Consider the following 15,876-nt stretch of genomic DNA (forward strand, 5'->3'; position numbering starts at 1 on the left):
GTCCCGGTGGGTGAACTGGCCGGTGTCGGGCTGCCATGCGGCGCGATGCACGCATGGGGACCGTTGCGGGGGCAGCACAGGCTGGGCGCGGCGCGCCTTCCTGTTTCCCGTTTACCTTCGGCGCGCATCGCGCACCAGAAGCACCAGTTCGGGGCCGCACTGTAGCATTGGCAGACAGAGCATTAGCCATTTTGTTACCATCAAGTGTCGGTTTTCGGGCATTTTTTGCCTTTTCGCCACATTTCCGAGATATTTCCGTGTCGTATCCCCGCCTGCCTTATCCGCCTTCATCCTATACCCGGGGTGGTGATTTTGCCCGCCTGCTCGGCGAGCGCATTCTGATCCTGGATGGTGCGATGGGCACCATGATCCAGCGCTACAAGCTCGGCGAAGCTGATTTCCGCGGTCAGCGTTTCGCGGATCACCACAAAGATCTCAAGGGCGATAACGAACTGCTGTCGCTGGTGCGGCCGGATGTCATCGACGAGATCCACCGCCAGTATCTCGAGGCAGGCGCCGATGTCATCGAAACCAATACTTTTGGCGCGACGTCTATTGCGCAGGGCGACTATGACTTGCCCGAGTTGGCGTACGAGCTGAATCTCGAGTCTGCAAAACTCGCGCGTGCGGCCTGTGATGCGTACAGCACCCCTGAGCGTCCGCGTTTTGTGGCGGGCGCGTTGGGGCCGCAACCCAAGACCGCGTCGATTTCCCCCGATGTGAACGATCCTGGCGCGCGCAACATCACCTTTGATGAGCTGCGCATCGCCTATATCGAGCAATTGAATGGCCTGCTCGACGGTGGCATTGACATTGTGTTGATCGAAACCATTTTCGACACGCTCAATGCCAAGGCTGCGATTTTTGCCGTCGAATCCGTGTTTGAAGAGCGCGGCGTACGCCTGCCCGTCATGATCTCGGGCACCGTCACCGATGCGTCAGGCCGCATTCTCTCGGGCCAGACTGTCGAGGCGTTCTGGAATTCCGTGCGTCATGCTAGGCCGGTCACGATCGGATTGAACTGTGCGTTGGGTGCGGCGTTGATGCGCCCCTATGTTGCCGAGCTGTCCAAGATCTGCGATACCTACGTCTGTGTGTATCCCAACGCAGGTCTGCCCAATCCCATGGCAGAAACGGGCTTTGACGAAACGCCCGCCGATACCTCCGCGTTACTAGAGGAATTCGCGCGCGCCGGATTGGTCAACATGTCGGGCGGCTGCTGTGGCACGACCCCTGACCATATTCGTGCGATTGCAGAGAAAGTCACCGCGCTGACGCCGCGCGTTGTGCCAGAAATTCCCGTAAAGACTCGCCTGTCAGGGCTGGAGCCGTTGAACATCGACGAGGAGTCCTTGTTCGTCAACGTGGGCGAGCGCACCAACGTGACAGGCAGCAAAATGTTCGCGCGCCTGATTCGCGAAGAAAAATACGACGAGGCTTTGGCTGTCGCGCGGCAACAGGTCGAGAACGGCGCACAGATCATCGATATCAATATGGACGAAGCCATGTTGGATTCGGTGGCGTGCATGCACCGTTTTCTGAACCTGATCGCTTCCGAGCCCGACATTGCCCGCGTGCCGATCATGATCGACAGCTCCAAGTGGGAGGTCATCGAGGCAGGGCTCAAATGCGTGCAAGGCAAGCCCGTGGTGAACTCGATCTCCATGAAAGAGGGCATCGAGATCTTTCGCGAGCATGCCCGTCTGTGCCGCCGCTATGGCGCAGCCGTGGTGGTGATGGCCTTTGACGAACAAGGCCAGGCCGATACGCTCGAGCGGCGCAAAGAGATTTGCGGGCGCGCCTACAAAATACTGGTCGAAGAAGAACAATTCCCGCCCGAGGACATCATCTTTGACCCCAACGTGTTTGCGGTGGCCACCGGTATCGACGAACACAATCACTATGCGATGGATTTCATCGAGGGTACGCGTTGGATCCGGCAAAATCTGCCGCACGCGCGCATCTCCGGCGGTATCTCGAACGTAAGCTTTTCGTTCCGCGGCAATGAGCCCATGCGCGAAGCCATTCACACGGTGTTCTTGTACTACGCCATTCGCGAAGGCCTGACGATGGGTATCGTCAACGCGGGTCAGTTGGGCGTGTACGCCGATCTGGATGGTGTGCTGCGAGACCTGGTCGAAGACGTCATCCTGGACCGTGATCCCCCCGTGGGCAAAACCGATCCCGCCGACGAGCGCACGCCCACCGAGCGGCTGGTGCAGTTCGCCGATACCGTCAAAGGCTCGGGCGCAAAGAAAGAAGAGGATCTCGCCTGGCGCGACGCTCCTGTGCAAGACCGCTTGTCGCACGCGTTGGTGCATGGCATCACGACATTCATCGTCGAAGACACGGAGGAAGTCCGTCAGCAGATCGCCGCGCGTGGAGGCCGTCCGATCGAGGTGATCGAAGGGCCATTGATGGATGGGATGAATATCGTCGGCGATCTATTTGGCGCCGGAAAAATGTTCCTGCCCCAGGTGGTGAAATCCGCACGCGTGATGAAGCAGGCCGTGGCGCATCTGATTCCCTTTATCGAAGAAGAAAAGCGTCAGATTGCGGCGGCAGGCGGCGACGTGCGCGCCAAGGGCAAAATGGTGATTGCCACCGTCAAAGGCGACGTGCATGACATTGGCAAGAACATCGTTTCTGTCGTGCTGCAATGTAATAACTTCGAAGTCGTGAACATGGGCGTGATGGTGCCGTGCGCGCAGATTCTGGAGAAAGCCAAAGAAGAGCAGGCCGATATTGTGGGCCTGTCGGGCCTGATCACGCCCAGCCTCGAGGAAATGGCCTATGTGGCTTCGGAAATGCAGCGCGATCCGTATTTCCGCGATCGCAAGATTCCGCTGATGATCGGTGGCGCGACGACCAGCCGCGTCCACACGGCCGTAAAAATTGCGCCCAATTACGATGGCCCCGTGATCTACACCCCCGATGCCAGCCGTGCTGTGGGGGTGGCAGCCAATCTGGTATCCGAACAGGCCCAAACGTATATCGACGAGATCGCCCAGGAATACGAAGAAGTCCGCCGCCGCCATGCGAATCGCAAGGCCACGCCGCTGATCTCATTGGCCGAGGCACGTGCCGCACGTCCGCAGATCGATTGGGCCAACTACACGCCGCCGCGTCCGAAATTCATCGGTCGTCGTTCGTTCAAAAGCTACGATCTGAGCGAGATCGCCAAGTATCTGGATTGGACGCCGTTCTTTCAGACCTGGAGTCTGTTCGGGCAATTCCCGGCCATTCTCGAGGACAAGGTCGTCGGCGAGCAGGCGAAAAAGGTATATGCCGATGGGCAGGCCATGCTCAAGCGCATCATCGATGGCCGTTGGCTGACCGCCAATGGCGCGGTGGCGTTTTATCCGGCCAATACCGTCAACGACGAAGACATCGAGATCTATACCGATGAGTCGCGCAGCGAAGTGCTGTTCACTTATCGCAACCTGCGTCAGCAAGGTGCCAAGCGCGAGGGCGTCAGCAACAAATGCCTGGCGGATTTCATCGCGCCGAAGTCTTCTGGCGTGGCCGATTACATCGGCATGTTCGCGGTGACAGCGGGATTGGGCATCGAAAAGAAAGAGGCCGAATTCCAGGCGGCGTTGGATGACTATTCCAGCATCATGCTCAAGGCCATGGCGGATCGTTTGGCAGAAGGCTTTGCCGAGTGCCTGCATGCGCGCGTGCGGCAGGATCTGTGGGGCTATGCACCTGACGAAGGTTTGTCCAACGATGACATGATTGCCGAGAAATACGTTGGCATCCGTCCGGCGCCGGGGTATCCGGCTTGTCCTGAGCATGTGGTCAAGACCGATATGTTCCGTGTGTTGGATGGTGCGGATATCGGGATGATGTTGACCGATAGCTATGCGATGTATCCGGCGTCCAGCGTGTCTGGGTTCTACTTCAGTCATCCGCAGTCGCAGTATTTCAACGTGGGAACGATTGGTGAGGATCAGCTTGCTGATTACATCGCGCGTAGTGGGCGGACTGAGGGGGATGTTCGGCGGACGTTGGTTAGTAGTTTGGGGTGATGGGGGTTAGTGCTATTGGACGTCGATGCGGGGCAGTGGCTGCGTGGGGGCTTCACGTGGCCGGTCCGGCGCCCTGCGCGCCGGACACCGTGTTCGCTCACCTCGTCCGCGCCTTCGCGCTCCCTACGGTGTCCGCTCCACTCGACCACGAGGCGCCCCCACGCAGCCACTGCCCCGCATCGACTCGCAGTAACTCAAGCTCATCACATCGCTGGCACGGTTTTCTTGCTTGGCATTTTTCTGCATCAGTCTGGGTAAAGAGAAAGATCTTGCAGGGCTGCGATTCACGGGTGCCCTGCACACCCGTGAATCGCGTTCGGAATCTGCATGCACAGGCTGTGGCACCGTTGGATGGCAAAAGATCTCTCGAGTCACATTGACGTAATGCCACGCATGGCACTCGTTGTAATGCCATCATGGTTAGCCCAAATCACGTCCGCGAATGAACTCTAATCCAGAGCACGGACATGCTACGGATACGTCGCCGGAAAAAGTGCCCTACGCATCATCGTCGCAAGCACCAAACGCAGCCAAGCAGATCTTCCGATCAGGCATGACGCCACCCCGTCGCATGCCCGGACCGATCGCTTGAGGTAGGCGCGCTGGGCGCCTGCCGAAAGCAGCACCGCAAGATCTTTCTCTCTACCAATGCGGCTGCAAAAAAACGCCAAGCAAGAAAGTCGTGCCAGCGGTGTAGAGAATTCTAATTGCTGCCAGTCGGGCCGATTGCCTCGGCTCGACGACCAACAGAACTCCATCCCTCACACAGCCCCATCACCCCCTACGCACCACCAACGTCCCCGTATCACTACTAAACGACCCATCCCCCTGAATCTCAAAATGCCCCCGCACCACATCCGGCGCAATCGCATGCAGGGCTCTCAATGCGGCCACGAACGTCTCGGGCGTCCGCATCCGTGCCACCCAGGACGAGAACTCCAGCGGCAAACGCCGCAATGTCGTGCTTTGCAACGTAAAGCCCGCTTGCGTCAGCAACGCAGACCATTCCGCGATCGAGTAATTACGCACATGCGAAGTATCACGCAGTAATTCGAACGTTTGCAGCCACGTATCGAGTAATGCTTCGCCGGGCGAAACCACATCTGCAAAGGCTGCGATACCCCCGGGCTTCAATACGCGTCTTGCTTCGCGTATGGCTTGTCCGGGGTCCTGCCAATGGTGGGTCGAATAGCGGCACAGCACCAGATCGAACTGCTCATCGTCGAATGGCAGACGTTCCGCCTTGCCCTGACAGGTGTCCAGGTTGTGCAATCCGCGGCGGCCAGCTTCGGCGGCGACGACATCGAGCATGGCTTGGGACAGATCGTAAGCAGTGACGTGTTGAACCAAGGGGGCAACGAGAAAACTCACATGGCCTCCGCCGCAACCGAGATCCAAGACACGAGCCTTTGGTTGCTCCCGAGCGAGGCTGGCCAGTTGTTGCAGGTCTTCGCCCTGCGCGTGAACTGCGCTGGTCAAATATGCGGCGGCTTGTGGACTGAACTGACGCTCGACAGCGGCGTCGTGAGAGGCAGAGAGGGTCATTAATGACTCCAAAAACGGCGTTGGGACAGATGGCATGACGTGCCAGGAGTTAAGATAAGTGTCTGTTGATACGCGTACAAGACCATTGCTTATCCTGGTATGAGTGCTTCCCCCCAAGCCGGTTTGCCGGCATCACATGACAGTTCGACCCGCCGCCGTCACGCTTTGGGTGAATTCGTGCGTGCCGCGCGGGCGCGGATTACGCCGCAGATGGCGGGATTGCCGGAAGGTATGCGACGTCGCACACCCGGACTGCGGCGCGAAGAGGTCGCGCAGTTATGCGGGATCAGCGTGACCTGGTACACCTGGATCGAGCAAGGACGCGAGGTCTCTGTGTCGCCTGCCGTGTGGGCGCGGATTGCAGGTGTGCTGCAGTTGGCGCGCGCCGAGCGTGCATACCTGTTCGAGTTGGCCGAGTGCGCGGACCCACAGCACCCGCGCGACGAGGGTAGCGAGGCGCCCGGGTTGTTGCGCGAATGTGTGGATGCGATCACTGCGCCGGCTTATGTACTAGATCGCGCATGGAATGTGTTGGTGCACAACGCATCGATGAGCGAGCTGTTTGACGACTGGCCGGTACGCGATCCTCAGCCGAATCTGTTGCGTTATATCTTTCTCGATCCGGCCGCGCGCCAACTGGTGGTGGACTGGGATCAGCGCGCGCGCCGCGTCGTGGCCGAGTTCCGAGCCGATGCCGGGGCGCATCTGGATGAACCAGATGTGTTGACGCTGCTCGATGAGCTGAATCGAGACAGCGATGTGTTTGCGCATTGGTGGACACGTCACGCCGTGGTCGAGCGCGAAGGCGGTCTACGCGAATTTCAACATCCGCGTCATGGCCGGCTGGCTTATCAGCAAACGACGTTTCGCTTGGCGACGCATCCGGATCTGAAATTGGTGATGCTGTTGCAGGGCACTTGAGCAATCTGGAATTTTCCTGGATTGTTCAATGACCGCTCGCCTAAGCGATCGGCCGTGCCGCCGTGTGAATAGCAAACGAAGGCTTTCAACTCGGTCGATCAGGCGGAGCTCCATGTTGCCGCCGAGTACCGTACTGTCAGGGGCAGTGGCTTATTCAGGCAAGCCTGCCTCCAGCAGCCCTTCCAATAATTTTCGTATCGGTGCCGGCAGCGCCAGCGATGGCAGCTCCGCGAGGCTAGCCCAGCGCTGCGGTGTCGTCGGCTCGGCTATGGCCGCAGCTTGGCTCACGGGCAGATACCACGGTTTGATATGCAACCGGTAATGCGTGAACGTATGCGCAAACGCGGCCAGTTCGTATCGCTGCGTGGGCTCCAGGCCCAATTGTCGTGCGGCCTGAGCCGGATCGCCGCCTGCTTCGAATTCCGGCAAGCTCCACAAACCACCCCAGATACCCGGCGACGGCCGTTGTTCCAGCAAAATTGCACCATCGCGTTGCAGTATAAGCATGCCGGTCTGGCGTTCGGGGATGGCTTTGCGGGCCTTGGGAGTGGGGAGTTCGCTCTGGCGCCCATCGCGGCGCGCGATACAGGTGTCGGCTACCGGGCAGCGCGTACAGTCGGGCTTGCCGCGCGTGCATAATGTGGCGCCCAGGTCCATCAAGCCCTGGGTATAGGTGGCCATGTTCAGGCCGGGCGCCTCGGCAACCTGTGCATCTGCCAGTTCCCACAAGCGCTGTTCGACTTCACGCCGCGTGGGCTCGCCCTCGACACCGAAATGCCGCGTGAATACGCGCTTGACGTTACCGTCCAGGATCGGAGACCTCTCCCCGTAGGCAAAGGCCGCAATCGCGGCCGCCGTGGACCGGCCTATGCCCGGCAACGTGGCGATCTGCTCGGCGGTGGGCGGAAAACGTCCGTCCCAGTCGCTCATGATGGTTTGCGCGCAACGGTGCAGGTTGCGCGCGCGTGCGTAATAACCCAGGCCTGCCCAATAAGGCATGACCGCTTCCTGGTCCGCAGCCGCCAGCGTTGCAACGTCGGGGAACCGTTCCAGAAACCGCTGGTAGTACGGAATGACCGTCGTCACCTGCGTTTGCTGCAGCATGATTTCTGACAGCCAGATCCGATACGGGTCTTGCGTATGTTGCCAGGGGAGTCCGTGGCGGCCGTGGCTAGCTTGCCAGGCGACGATGCGAAGGGCGAAATCCATAGCGCGGGATTATCGCACCCCGCGCCTGCCCAGCGGTTCGCTCGACTTCAACGAGTACGGCGAGGCATGGGTACATAATTAGATGATTTTAAAAAATGGCCTGACTATATATATAAGTTATGTAGCCATGATCAGAGGCCATTTGCCGCGACAGTTCGTCTGAAACTTTTATTTTCTGAACGTAACAGAAAAATAAAAATACGTCCGAATTTCTTGGCCATGAGCCCGAAAAAATCGGTCTCATGGCCGGCTTGGCTTTAATGCGTCCCCGATTAAAAACGGGTGCTGCGAGTGACTGACCAGCGTGCCGCCAGTGCTCCCAGGATACCCGTGCCCACCACCGCAATCGCCAGTATTGGCAATCCCGGCAAATGCAGGGCAAAGTTTGCCCCGTAACTACGGGCGAGCCCCACCAATGCGTTATTCAGCGGAGTCAGGGCGGCAGCCGCCGCGCCTATGGCGATCAAGGCCGCCAACGCACCCGACAGGGCGCCCAGATATAGAAAGGGCCGGCGGACAAAGGATTCCGTGGCGCCCACCAGGCGTGCAACCGCGATCTCTTCTCGTTGCAGCATGGCCTGCATGCGTACCGTATTGAAGACCGCTGCCAGCACCACTGCCGCGACGCATGCCGCCAGGAATATCAGCCCCACACGTGCAAAACGCAGAATGGCTTCCAGTCGCTGCACCCACGCGCTGTCCAGCTGCACCATATCGACGTGCTCCCATTTCTGCCACGTCTCGGCGAGCGCGTTGGCGCGCTCCGCGAGTTGTTCTCCCTCGGTCAGCGTGGCCACTACCGCATCAGGCAGCGGATTGCCAGGTAACACGGCCAGGGCCTGATCCCAAGTAGGATCGTTGCGCAATGAGGCCAGTGCCTCGTCGCGCGGCACGACACGTACTGCTTGTACCTGCCCGGCATTCTCGTCGCGGATGCGTTGCGCAATCGCGGCGGCAGCGCCGTCGGGGGCGGACGTCTTCAGGAACAACGTGATCTCAGGCGTTACCGATACTTGGCGGGCGACTGGCTGGGCAGAGACCAGAATCGCCGCTCCCAATAGCGGCAAGGCCAAGGCCAGAGCCATGACCACGAGATTCGCCAACGAGGAAAAGGGGTGCGCCGCCAGCCGGCGCAACGTCACTATCAGCGCATAGCGATGCAATCGCAACCAGGATTTCATTCGTGGGCTCCCGAATCAAAGAACTTGCCGGGTTCCAGCCGCAGGGTGCGCGTCGCGTACTGCGCCATCAGGGCCTGATCGTGCGAAGCAATCAATGTCGTGACACCAACGCGATTGAAGTCGCGAAACACATTCAAAATGCGCCGCGCCGTGTCCTGGTCCAGGTTTGCCGTCGGTTCGTCGGCAATCAAGATCGCAGGCCGGTTCACGATCGCGCGCGCAATGGCCAGGCGTTGTTGTTCACCGCCAGAGAGTTCGATCGGATTCATATCTTCTTTACCTGCCAGGCCGACCTTGTCCAGGGCGGCGCGCGCTCGCGCGCTGGCGGGCCCGTGGGCTTGACCGGTGACCGCCAGGGGAAGCATGACGTTCTGCAGGGCGCTGCGATCAAACAGCAAGTGAGTGTCTTGCAGGATCACGCCCACCGCACGCCGCAGATAGGGCCGCGCACGTGCCGAGAGCTGGTCCAGACGCTGGCCGTTGACCTGGATCGAACCCCGGCTGGCAGGCTCCAGCCCGCCGATTAGTTTCAGCAAGGTGGATTTGCCCGCGCCCGACGCCCCTGAGACAAACAGGAACTCGCCGGCGGTTACGCGGAAATTGATGTCGGCCAGGATGTTGCGGCCGCGCCCATACGATTTGAAGACGTGCTGGAATTCGATCATGGCGGCAAGAAAGGATGAAGCAGCAATAGTACCGTGTGTATTCCGGTTAGTGGGACGTGTCACGCTTGTTGCATATTTCTTGTGTCCCCTTTTTTTGCTCAACTTGTCGAGGGATTTCCCCCATGTCCCCGAATATCTCCAACCGCTACCATCCCCGGCGATGCTTGAATTGCCGGATTACGTTGCACAGCAAGCGTTTCTTACAGGAGATCCAAATGAAAGCACTAAAATTAGCCGCAGTGGCTGCTGCGTTATTGGCTACTGCGGCGACCGCTCATGCGGGTGCCACTTTTGATAGCGTCAAAAAGAAAGGTTTCGTCCAGTGCGGCGTGTCCACGGGGATTTCGGGTTTTTCCATGGCCGACAGCAAAGGGCAATGGCAAGGGATTGACATCGATATGTGCCGCGCCATCGCAGCCACGATGTTCAACGACGCGACCAAATTCAAAGTCACTCCGCTGAATACGCAGCAGCGTTTTACCGCGCTGCAGTCCGGCGAGGTCGATGTATTGACTCGTAATACGACGCAAACGCTGACGCGCGACACCACCCTGGGCCTGATTGGCGCCGGCGTGAACTACTACGACAGCCAAGGCGTGATGGTGTCCAAAGAGCTGGGCGTCAAGAGCGCGAAAGAACTGAACGGCGCTACCGTCTGCGTTCAGCCTGGCACCACTACCGAACTCAACCTGGCCGACTGGTTCCGCGGCGAAAAGATCGAGTTCAAGCCAGTCGTGATCGACAAGTACGACGAAATCATCCGCGCTTTCTCGGCCGGTCGCTGCGACGCCTTCACGACCGACAAGTCGCAATTGGCTTCGAGCCGCACCACGCTCGAAAAACCTGACAATTACATCATCCTGCCGGAAGACTTCTCGAAAGAGCCGCTCGGCCCCATGGTGCGTCAGGGCGATGAGCAGTGGTTCAACGTTGTTCGTTGGACGCTGAACGCCATGATCGAAGCCGAAGAATATGGCATTACGTCCAAGAACGTCGACGAAATGACCAAGAATCCCAATCCCAATATTCAACGCATCCTGGGCGTGACCCCGGGCATGGGCAAGAACCTGGGTGTGGATGACAAGTGGGCCTACAACATCATCAAGCAGGTCGGTAACTACGGCGAAAGCTTTGAGCGCACGCTCGGGATGAGCAGCCCCATGAAACTTGAACGCGGCCTGAATGCCTCGTACAAGAAGGGCGGCATTATGTACGGTTGGCCGGTGCGCTAAGCATCGCTGCCGGGCAAGACGGGATCAACCCGTCTTGCTTTGATGTCCGCATCATGCGGACGGCAGGAGTGAGGTGGCCTGCGGCGGGTCCCAGGCCATTCCTGTTTTGACTTCTGTAGAAGCTTTTCATGACGACAAACAACCCTCAAGCTCCAGTGGCCGCGCCCAAACGCCGCCTCAGCTGGAACGATCCCGGCGTGCGCGCCGTGGTCTATCAGGTTGTCGCGCTGGCCCTCGTTGCCTGGGCCGTGTGGTTCCTGGTTTCTAATACTCTGAATAATCTGCAGGTACGCAATATTTCGACGGGTTTCGGCTTTCTCGATCGAGAGGCTGGATTCGCGATCGGCGAGACTCCGGTCGCCTATAGCCCTGCGGACACGTACGGCCGCGCCATCTGGGTCGGCTTGCTCAATACGCTGCGCGCTGCGGTGCTGGGCATTATCTTTGCGACGATTCTGGGCACGCTCATCGGCGTGGGACGCTTGTCCAAGAACTGGTTGATCGCCAAAGTCTGCTCGGTCTATGTCGAGGTCATGCGCAACGTACCACTGCTGTTGCAGCTGTTCTTCTGGTACGCGCTGATTACCGAAAACATGCCCGGTCCGCGCCAGGCGTACAACCCGCTGCCTGGTGTGTTTATTTCCAATCGTGGCTTGAAGGTGCCTGGTCTGGAAGGCAACTCCATGGATTGGATACTCGGCGGCTTGGCGCTGGCGATTGTCGGCACGATTCTGGTGGCGCACTGGGGCAAGAAACGCCAAGAGGCCACCGGTCAGATTTTCCCGCTGGGGCGTGCAGCGTTAGCGCTGTTCATTGGTTTGCCGATACTAGGCTGGCTCGTCAGCGGCGCGTCGCTGTCGTTGAATATGCCCGAGTTGAAAGGTTTTAACTTCAGCGGCGGCTTGACGCTGTCGCCTGAGTTTGCTGCATTGCTCGCGGGTCTGGTGATCTACACCGCTGCCTTTATTGCGGAAGTCGTTCGCTCGGGTATCCAGGCTGTCAACCATGGCCAATGGGAGGCTGCCGGCTCGTTAGGGTTGCGACGTTCCCGCGTACTGCGTCTGGTGGTATTGCCTCAGGCCTTGCGCGTGATCATTCCGCCCATGACCAGTCAGTACCTGAACTTGACCAAGAACAGCTCGCTGGCGGTGGCGATCGGCTACCCCGATATCGTGTCGGTGGTCAACACCATGATGAATCAGACGGGCCAGGCGATCGAGGGCATCTTGATCATCATGGCGGCCTATCTGACCGTCAGTCTGTCGATCTCGATTTTCATGAACTGGTACAACAAGCGCATTGCGCTGGTGGAGCGTTGATATGAGTACGACTACGCCTATCCCCAGCGAAGGCCTGCCGCCGCCCAAAAACCAGGTGGGCCTGTGGCCCACCTGGAAAGAACGCCTGTTCTCGTCTCCCTTGAGCATCCTGGCCACGGTGTTGACGGCCTGGGTGCTGATCATGGCGGTGCCCGCGTTGATCGATTGGGCATTCTTGCAGGCGGATTTCACCTCGTCGACTGCGCAGGAATGCCGCAAGGCCGCAGGCGCATGCTGGGCATTCATTGCTGAAAAGCATCGTCTGATCTTGTTTGGCACTTATCCCTACGATGAACAGTGGCGGCCGCTGATCGCTACCATCATCTTGATTGCGGTCATCGTGTGCAGCGGCTTGCGCCGCTTCTGGAACGCACGCCTGGCGCTGATCTGGGTTGTGGGCCTGACGGCTGTGGCGGTGCTGATGTGGGGCGGTGTGTTTGGTCTGACCTACGTCGAAAACTCGTTGTGGGGCGGCCTGCCGCTGACATTGATCCTGTCGACGTTCGGTATTGCTTTTGCTTTCCCGCTGGGCGTGTTGCTGGCCCTGGGCCGCCGATCAAAAATGCCGGCTATCAAAGCCCTCTGCGTCGTGTACATCGAGTTGATTCGCGGCGTGCCGCTGATCAGCCTGTTGTTCATGTCCTCGGTCATGTTGCCGCTGTTCTTGCCGGTAGGCTTTTCCATCGACAAACTGCTGCGTGCGCAGATCGCCATCATCATGTTCGCGGCGGCCTACATCGCCGAGACTGTGCGGGGCGGCTTGCAGGCTATTCCAAAGGGGCAGTACGAGGGCGCCGATTCACTGGGGCTGAACTACTGGCAGCAAATGCGCAAGATCATCTTGCCGCAGGCGCTGCGCATCGTGATTCCGCCTTTGGTCAGCATCTTTATCGCGCTGTTCAAAGACACGTCGCTGGTGGTGATCATCGGGATTTTCGATCTGACGCTGGCTGCCAAGGCAGCGCTGTCGGATGCGGCATGGCGCGGCTTCGGTATTGAGGCCTACGTCTTCATTTCACTGATTTATTTCGTGTTCTGCTTTTCGATGTCGAAATACAGCCAACGTCTGGAAACGCGCTTGGCGGCCGGACAGAAACGATAGTTGCCTGGCCCGGGACCGCTCAGAGCGGCTCGGGCAGGCGAACCTTTTGGGAGTACAGGCATGAGTGATGCCATCATCCGCTTGCAGAACGTGAACAAGTGGTACGGTCAGTTCCACGTGCTGCGCAATATCAATCTGGATGTGACGCCAGGCGAACGTATTGTAATCTGCGGTCCATCGGGCTCGGGTAAGTCGACGATGATTCGCTGCATCAATCGTCTGGAGGAACACCAGCAAGGTCAGATCATTGTCGATGGCACTGAGTTGACCAATGACCTGAAGCAGATCGAAACCATCCGCCGCGATGTCGGCATGGTGTTTCAGCACTTCAATCTGTTTCCGCATCTGACCGTGCTGGAAAACCTGACGTTGGGGCCGACGTGGGTGCTGAAGAAATCACGTGCCGAGGCCGAGGCGACGGCCATGAAATATCTGGAGCGTGTTCGTATTCCAGAGCAGGCCAACAAGTATCCCGGTCAGCTTTCGGGCGGCCAGCAACAGCGTGTGGCGATTGCGCGGTCTTTGTGCATGAGCCCCAAGATCATGCTGTTCGATGAGCCGACCTCCGCGTTGGATCCGGAAATGGTGAAAGAAGTGCTGGACGTGATGGTGACGCTGGCTCAGGAAAGCGGCATGACCATGCTGTGCGTGACGCACGAAATGACGTTCGCGCGTAAGGTGGCTGATCGGGTCATCTTCATGGACCGTGGTGAGATCATCGAGCAGAATAGTCCGGATCAGTTCTTTGATAATCCGCAGAACGAGCGTACGAAGCATTTCTTGAGTCAGATTTTGCATTGAGGAGTGCTTGCCGGGGGGGGGGCGTCGGCGGCGTGGGGGTGCATGAGTTCTGTTGGACGTCGAGGCGGGGCAGTGACCGTGTTGGCGCTTCACGGAGTCGGTCGGCCGCCTGCGCGTCCGACTCCGCTTCGTCAACCTCGTCGCTACGCTCCTTCGGTTTCCCTCGCTCGACTCCGAGGCGCGCCAACACGGTCACTGCCCCGCCTCGACTCGCAGCATCTCTGATTCCCTCGTCGCTGGCACGACTGGTCTACGTAGGCTTCGTAGGAACTGGCGTTTGCAAGGATGAAGATCTTGCAGGGCGGCTATTCATGGCCGCCTACGGGCGCGGCCATGAATAGCGTTCGGGATTGGCATGCGAAGGCTTTGGCATCGGAGATGAACAGAAGCTCTCTCGAGCTACGATTTCGTTATACCTAGAGATGAGCTGCGCATCATCGTCGCATGCATCAACGCTAGCCAAGCAGATCTTCCAACTTGGCAACACGCCACCCCGCCGCATGCCCGGACCGATCGCTATTCGCGCGTGTGCAGGGCACGCGCGAATAGCAGCACCGCAAGATCTTTCTCTTTGCCAACAGGGCTACAAAAAAACGCCAAGCAAGAAAATCGTGCCAGCGATGTGATGAGCTTGAATTACTGCGAGTCGAGCCGAGGCAATCGGGCCGTGCGGGCGCCTCAAAGCCGAGTGGAGCGGAGGCTGAAGGGAGGCCCGTAGGGGCCGGACGAAGCGAGCGAACACGATGTCCGGCGCCCGCGCGCCGGACCGGCTTTGTGAAGCCCGCACGGCCCGATTGCCTCGGCTCGACGTCCAACAACCACGCCAACCTCACAACACTTCGATCACCGCCAACGCCTTCCGTCATTCCCACGTGATACGCGCCCTCTGACCCAGGTCACGCCACAATGCGATGTCCTTGTTCAGATAAGCCACGAATTCCTCCGGCGTACTGCCCACGATTTCAACGGCGTCGGCAGCCAGTCTTTCTTTCAAGGCCGGCGTATTGCAGGCTTGTATGATTTCATTGTGCAGCCGGTCGACGATGGCTGTTGCCGTGCCGGCCGCTACTGCGAATCCCCACCATCCCACGACGTCGTAACTCGGGTACCCAGATTCGGCAATGGTAGGGATATCGGGAAAGACCGGTGCCCGTTTTGCACTGGTCACCGCCAAGACTTTCAACCGATCCGCCTGGATGGCCGCCGCTGCGCCCGAGTAGGTGCTGAATGTGCATTGGACTTGACCGCCAATGATGTCATTGATCGCAGCGGCCGTGCCTTTGTATGGCACGTGCAGCATCTGGATGTCCGCTACGTTATTGAGCAATTCTCCCATCAAGTGCGCATTACCACCGGTGCCGGATGAGGCAAAGCTGATGGCGTCGGGGGCTTTCTTTGCGGCAGCTACTAGATCTTGTACGGAATTGATCGGTGAAGCTTTGCTGACGACCAGCAAAAAGGGCGCCCGGGCAGCCAGGGTGATAAAGCTGAAATCCTTGATTGGGTCATAGGGCAAACGGCGTTGGAGCGCCGCATTGATGGCATGCGCGGCGGGGACTTGCAGCAGCGTGTAGCCATCCGGGTCGGATTTGGCGACAAACTGCGTGCCGATCAGGGTATTGCCGCCGGGCTTGTTCTCTACGATGACCGCTTTGCCCATCGACGCGGTCAACCTTTCGCCAATGGCGCGCGCCAGCACATCATTGATTGCACCGGGCGGATAAGGAACAACGATGCGCAGCGCCCGCGAAGGATAGGGCTCGCTTGCCCGACTCGACTTGCCAGCGATGGCCGGCGCCATGGACAGCGCGGCCAGTCCTCGCAGCAGGCTGCGTCGCTTTCTGCTGTCTATTTTTGTTGTGATCATCTC

General features: G+C 59.0%; 11 protein-coding genes and 1 riboswitch. Of the genes, 6 read left to right on the plus strand and 5 right to left on the minus strand.

Going from position 1 to position 15,876, the window contains the following annotated elements; genetic code table 11:
• Window positions 1–11: 11 nt before the first annotated feature.
• A riboswitch (cobalamin riboswitch) is annotated at window positions 12–150 on the minus strand.
• A gap of 107 nt (window positions 151–257) precedes the next feature.
• Window positions 258–4,031 carry a methionine synthase gene (gene metH / locus CAL20_RS03500; RefSeq protein ID WP_094819895.1) on the plus strand — a complete coding sequence of 1,258 codons (3,774 nt, stop codon included), beginning with the start codon at window positions 258–260 and terminating at the stop codon, window positions 4,029–4,031.
• 774 nt (window positions 4,032–4,805) lie between these two features.
• Here the strand turns inward: metH and CAL20_RS03505 are convergent.
• The gene (locus CAL20_RS03505) at window positions 4,806–5,576 is read right to left on the minus strand and encodes a class I SAM-dependent methyltransferase (RefSeq protein ID WP_094819697.1); all 771 of its coding nucleotides are present in this window, start codon (window positions 5,574–5,576) and stop codon (window positions 4,806–4,808) included.
• A 99-nt stretch (window positions 5,577–5,675) separates the two neighbouring features.
• On the opposite strand from CAL20_RS03505, the gene CAL20_RS03510 reads away from it, so the two are divergent.
• A complete protein-coding gene (locus tag CAL20_RS03510) occupies window positions 5,676–6,497 on the plus strand; it encodes a helix-turn-helix transcriptional regulator (RefSeq protein ID WP_094819698.1) in 822 nt (273 codons plus the stop codon).
• A gap of 150 nt (window positions 6,498–6,647) precedes the next feature.
• On the opposite strand, the gene mutY is transcribed toward CAL20_RS03510, so the two are convergent.
• The 3 genes from mutY to CAL20_RS03525 all read right to left on the minus strand — a co-directional run bounded on the left by mutY (window position 6,648) and on the right by CAL20_RS03525 (window position 9,552).
• Entirely contained in the window at window positions 6,648–7,706 is a 1,059-nt protein-coding gene (mutY, locus tag CAL20_RS03515; protein ID WP_094837189.1) for an A/G-specific adenine glycosylase, read from the minus strand.
• A gap of 272 nt (window positions 7,707–7,978) precedes the next feature.
• Window positions 7,979–8,887: a cell division protein FtsX gene (locus CAL20_RS03520; protein WP_094837190.1), complete on the minus strand. Its 909-nt coding sequence runs from the start codon at window positions 8,885–8,887 to the stop codon at window positions 7,979–7,981.
• A complete protein-coding gene (locus CAL20_RS03525) occupies window positions 8,884–9,552 on the minus strand; it encodes a cell division ATP-binding protein FtsE (protein WP_094819701.1) in 669 nt (222 codons plus the stop codon). Before CAL20_RS03525 ends, CAL20_RS03520 begins: the two co-directional genes overlap by 4 nt.
• Before the next feature lie 215 nt (window positions 9,553–9,767).
• Between CAL20_RS03525 and CAL20_RS03530 the strand changes: the two genes are divergently transcribed.
• The 4 genes from CAL20_RS03530 to CAL20_RS03545 all read left to right on the plus strand — a co-directional run bounded on the left by CAL20_RS03530 (window position 9,768) and on the right by CAL20_RS03545 (window position 14,006).
• A complete protein-coding gene (locus CAL20_RS03530) occupies window positions 9,768–10,784 on the plus strand; it encodes an amino acid ABC transporter substrate-binding protein (protein WP_094819702.1) in 1,017 nt (338 codons plus the stop codon).
• Window positions 10,785–10,912: 128 nt separating this feature from the next.
• Complete coding sequence (locus CAL20_RS03535) at window positions 10,913–12,103, plus strand: amino acid ABC transporter permease (RefSeq protein WP_094837191.1); 1,191 nt, start codon at window positions 10,913–10,915, stop codon at window positions 12,101–12,103.
• Window position 12,104: 1 nt separating this feature from the next.
• Window positions 12,105–13,205: an amino acid ABC transporter permease gene (locus CAL20_RS03540; protein WP_094819704.1), complete on the plus strand. Its 1,101-nt coding sequence runs from the start codon at window positions 12,105–12,107 to the stop codon at window positions 13,203–13,205.
• 60 nt (window positions 13,206–13,265) lie between these two features.
• A complete protein-coding gene (locus CAL20_RS03545) occupies window positions 13,266–14,006 on the plus strand; it encodes an amino acid ABC transporter ATP-binding protein (RefSeq protein ID WP_094819705.1) in 741 nt (246 codons plus the stop codon).
• An 862-nt stretch (window positions 14,007–14,868) separates the two neighbouring features.
• On the opposite strand, the gene CAL20_RS03550 is transcribed toward CAL20_RS03545, so the two are convergent.
• Window positions 14,869–15,873, minus strand: coding sequence for a tripartite tricarboxylate transporter substrate binding protein (locus CAL20_RS03550; protein ID WP_094837192.1), 1,005 nt, complete (start codon window positions 15,871–15,873; stop codon window positions 14,869–14,871).
• Window positions 15,874–15,876: the final 3 nt, after the last annotated feature.

It is taken from the genome of Bordetella genomosp. 4 (assembly GCF_002261185.1).
Taxonomy (GTDB): Bacteria; Pseudomonadota; Gammaproteobacteria; order Burkholderiales; family Burkholderiaceae_B; genus Bordetella_A.

Excerpts from the sequence above, each read along its gene's own strand:
- CAL20_RS03510 (WP_094819698.1), top strand. The coding sequence starts at position 5,676 with ATGAGTGCTTCCCCCCAAGCCGGTTTGCCGGCATCACATGACAGTTCG.
- CAL20_RS03545 (WP_094819705.1), top strand. The coding sequence starts at position 13,266 with ATGAGTGATGCCATCATCCGCTTGCAGAACGTGAACAAGTGGTACGGT.
- CAL20_RS03530 (WP_094819702.1), top strand. The coding sequence starts at position 9,768 with ATGAAAGCACTAAAATTAGCCGCAGTGGCTGCTGCGTTATTGGCTACT.
- CAL20_RS03520 (WP_094837190.1), bottom strand. The coding sequence starts at position 8,887 with ATGAAATCCTGGTTGCGATTGCATCGCTATGCGCTGATAGTGACGTTG.
- CAL20_RS03535 (WP_094837191.1), top strand. The coding sequence starts at position 10,913 with ATGACGACAAACAACCCTCAAGCTCCAGTGGCCGCGCCCAAACGCCGC.
- CAL20_RS03525 (WP_094819701.1), bottom strand. The coding sequence starts at position 9,552 with ATGATCGAATTCCAGCACGTCTTCAAATCGTATGGGCGCGGCCGCAAC.
- mutY (WP_094837189.1), bottom strand. The coding sequence starts at position 7,706 with ATGGATTTCGCCCTTCGCATCGTCGCCTGGCAAGCTAGCCACGGCCGC.
- CAL20_RS03540 (WP_094819704.1), top strand. The coding sequence starts at position 12,105 with ATGAGTACGACTACGCCTATCCCCAGCGAAGGCCTGCCGCCGCCCAAA.
- CAL20_RS03505 (WP_094819697.1), bottom strand. The coding sequence starts at position 5,576 with ATGACCCTCTCTGCCTCTCACGACGCCGCTGTCGAGCGTCAGTTCAGT.
- CAL20_RS03550 (WP_094837192.1), bottom strand. The coding sequence starts at position 15,873 with ATGATCACAACAAAAATAGACAGCAGAAAGCGACGCAGCCTGCTGCGA.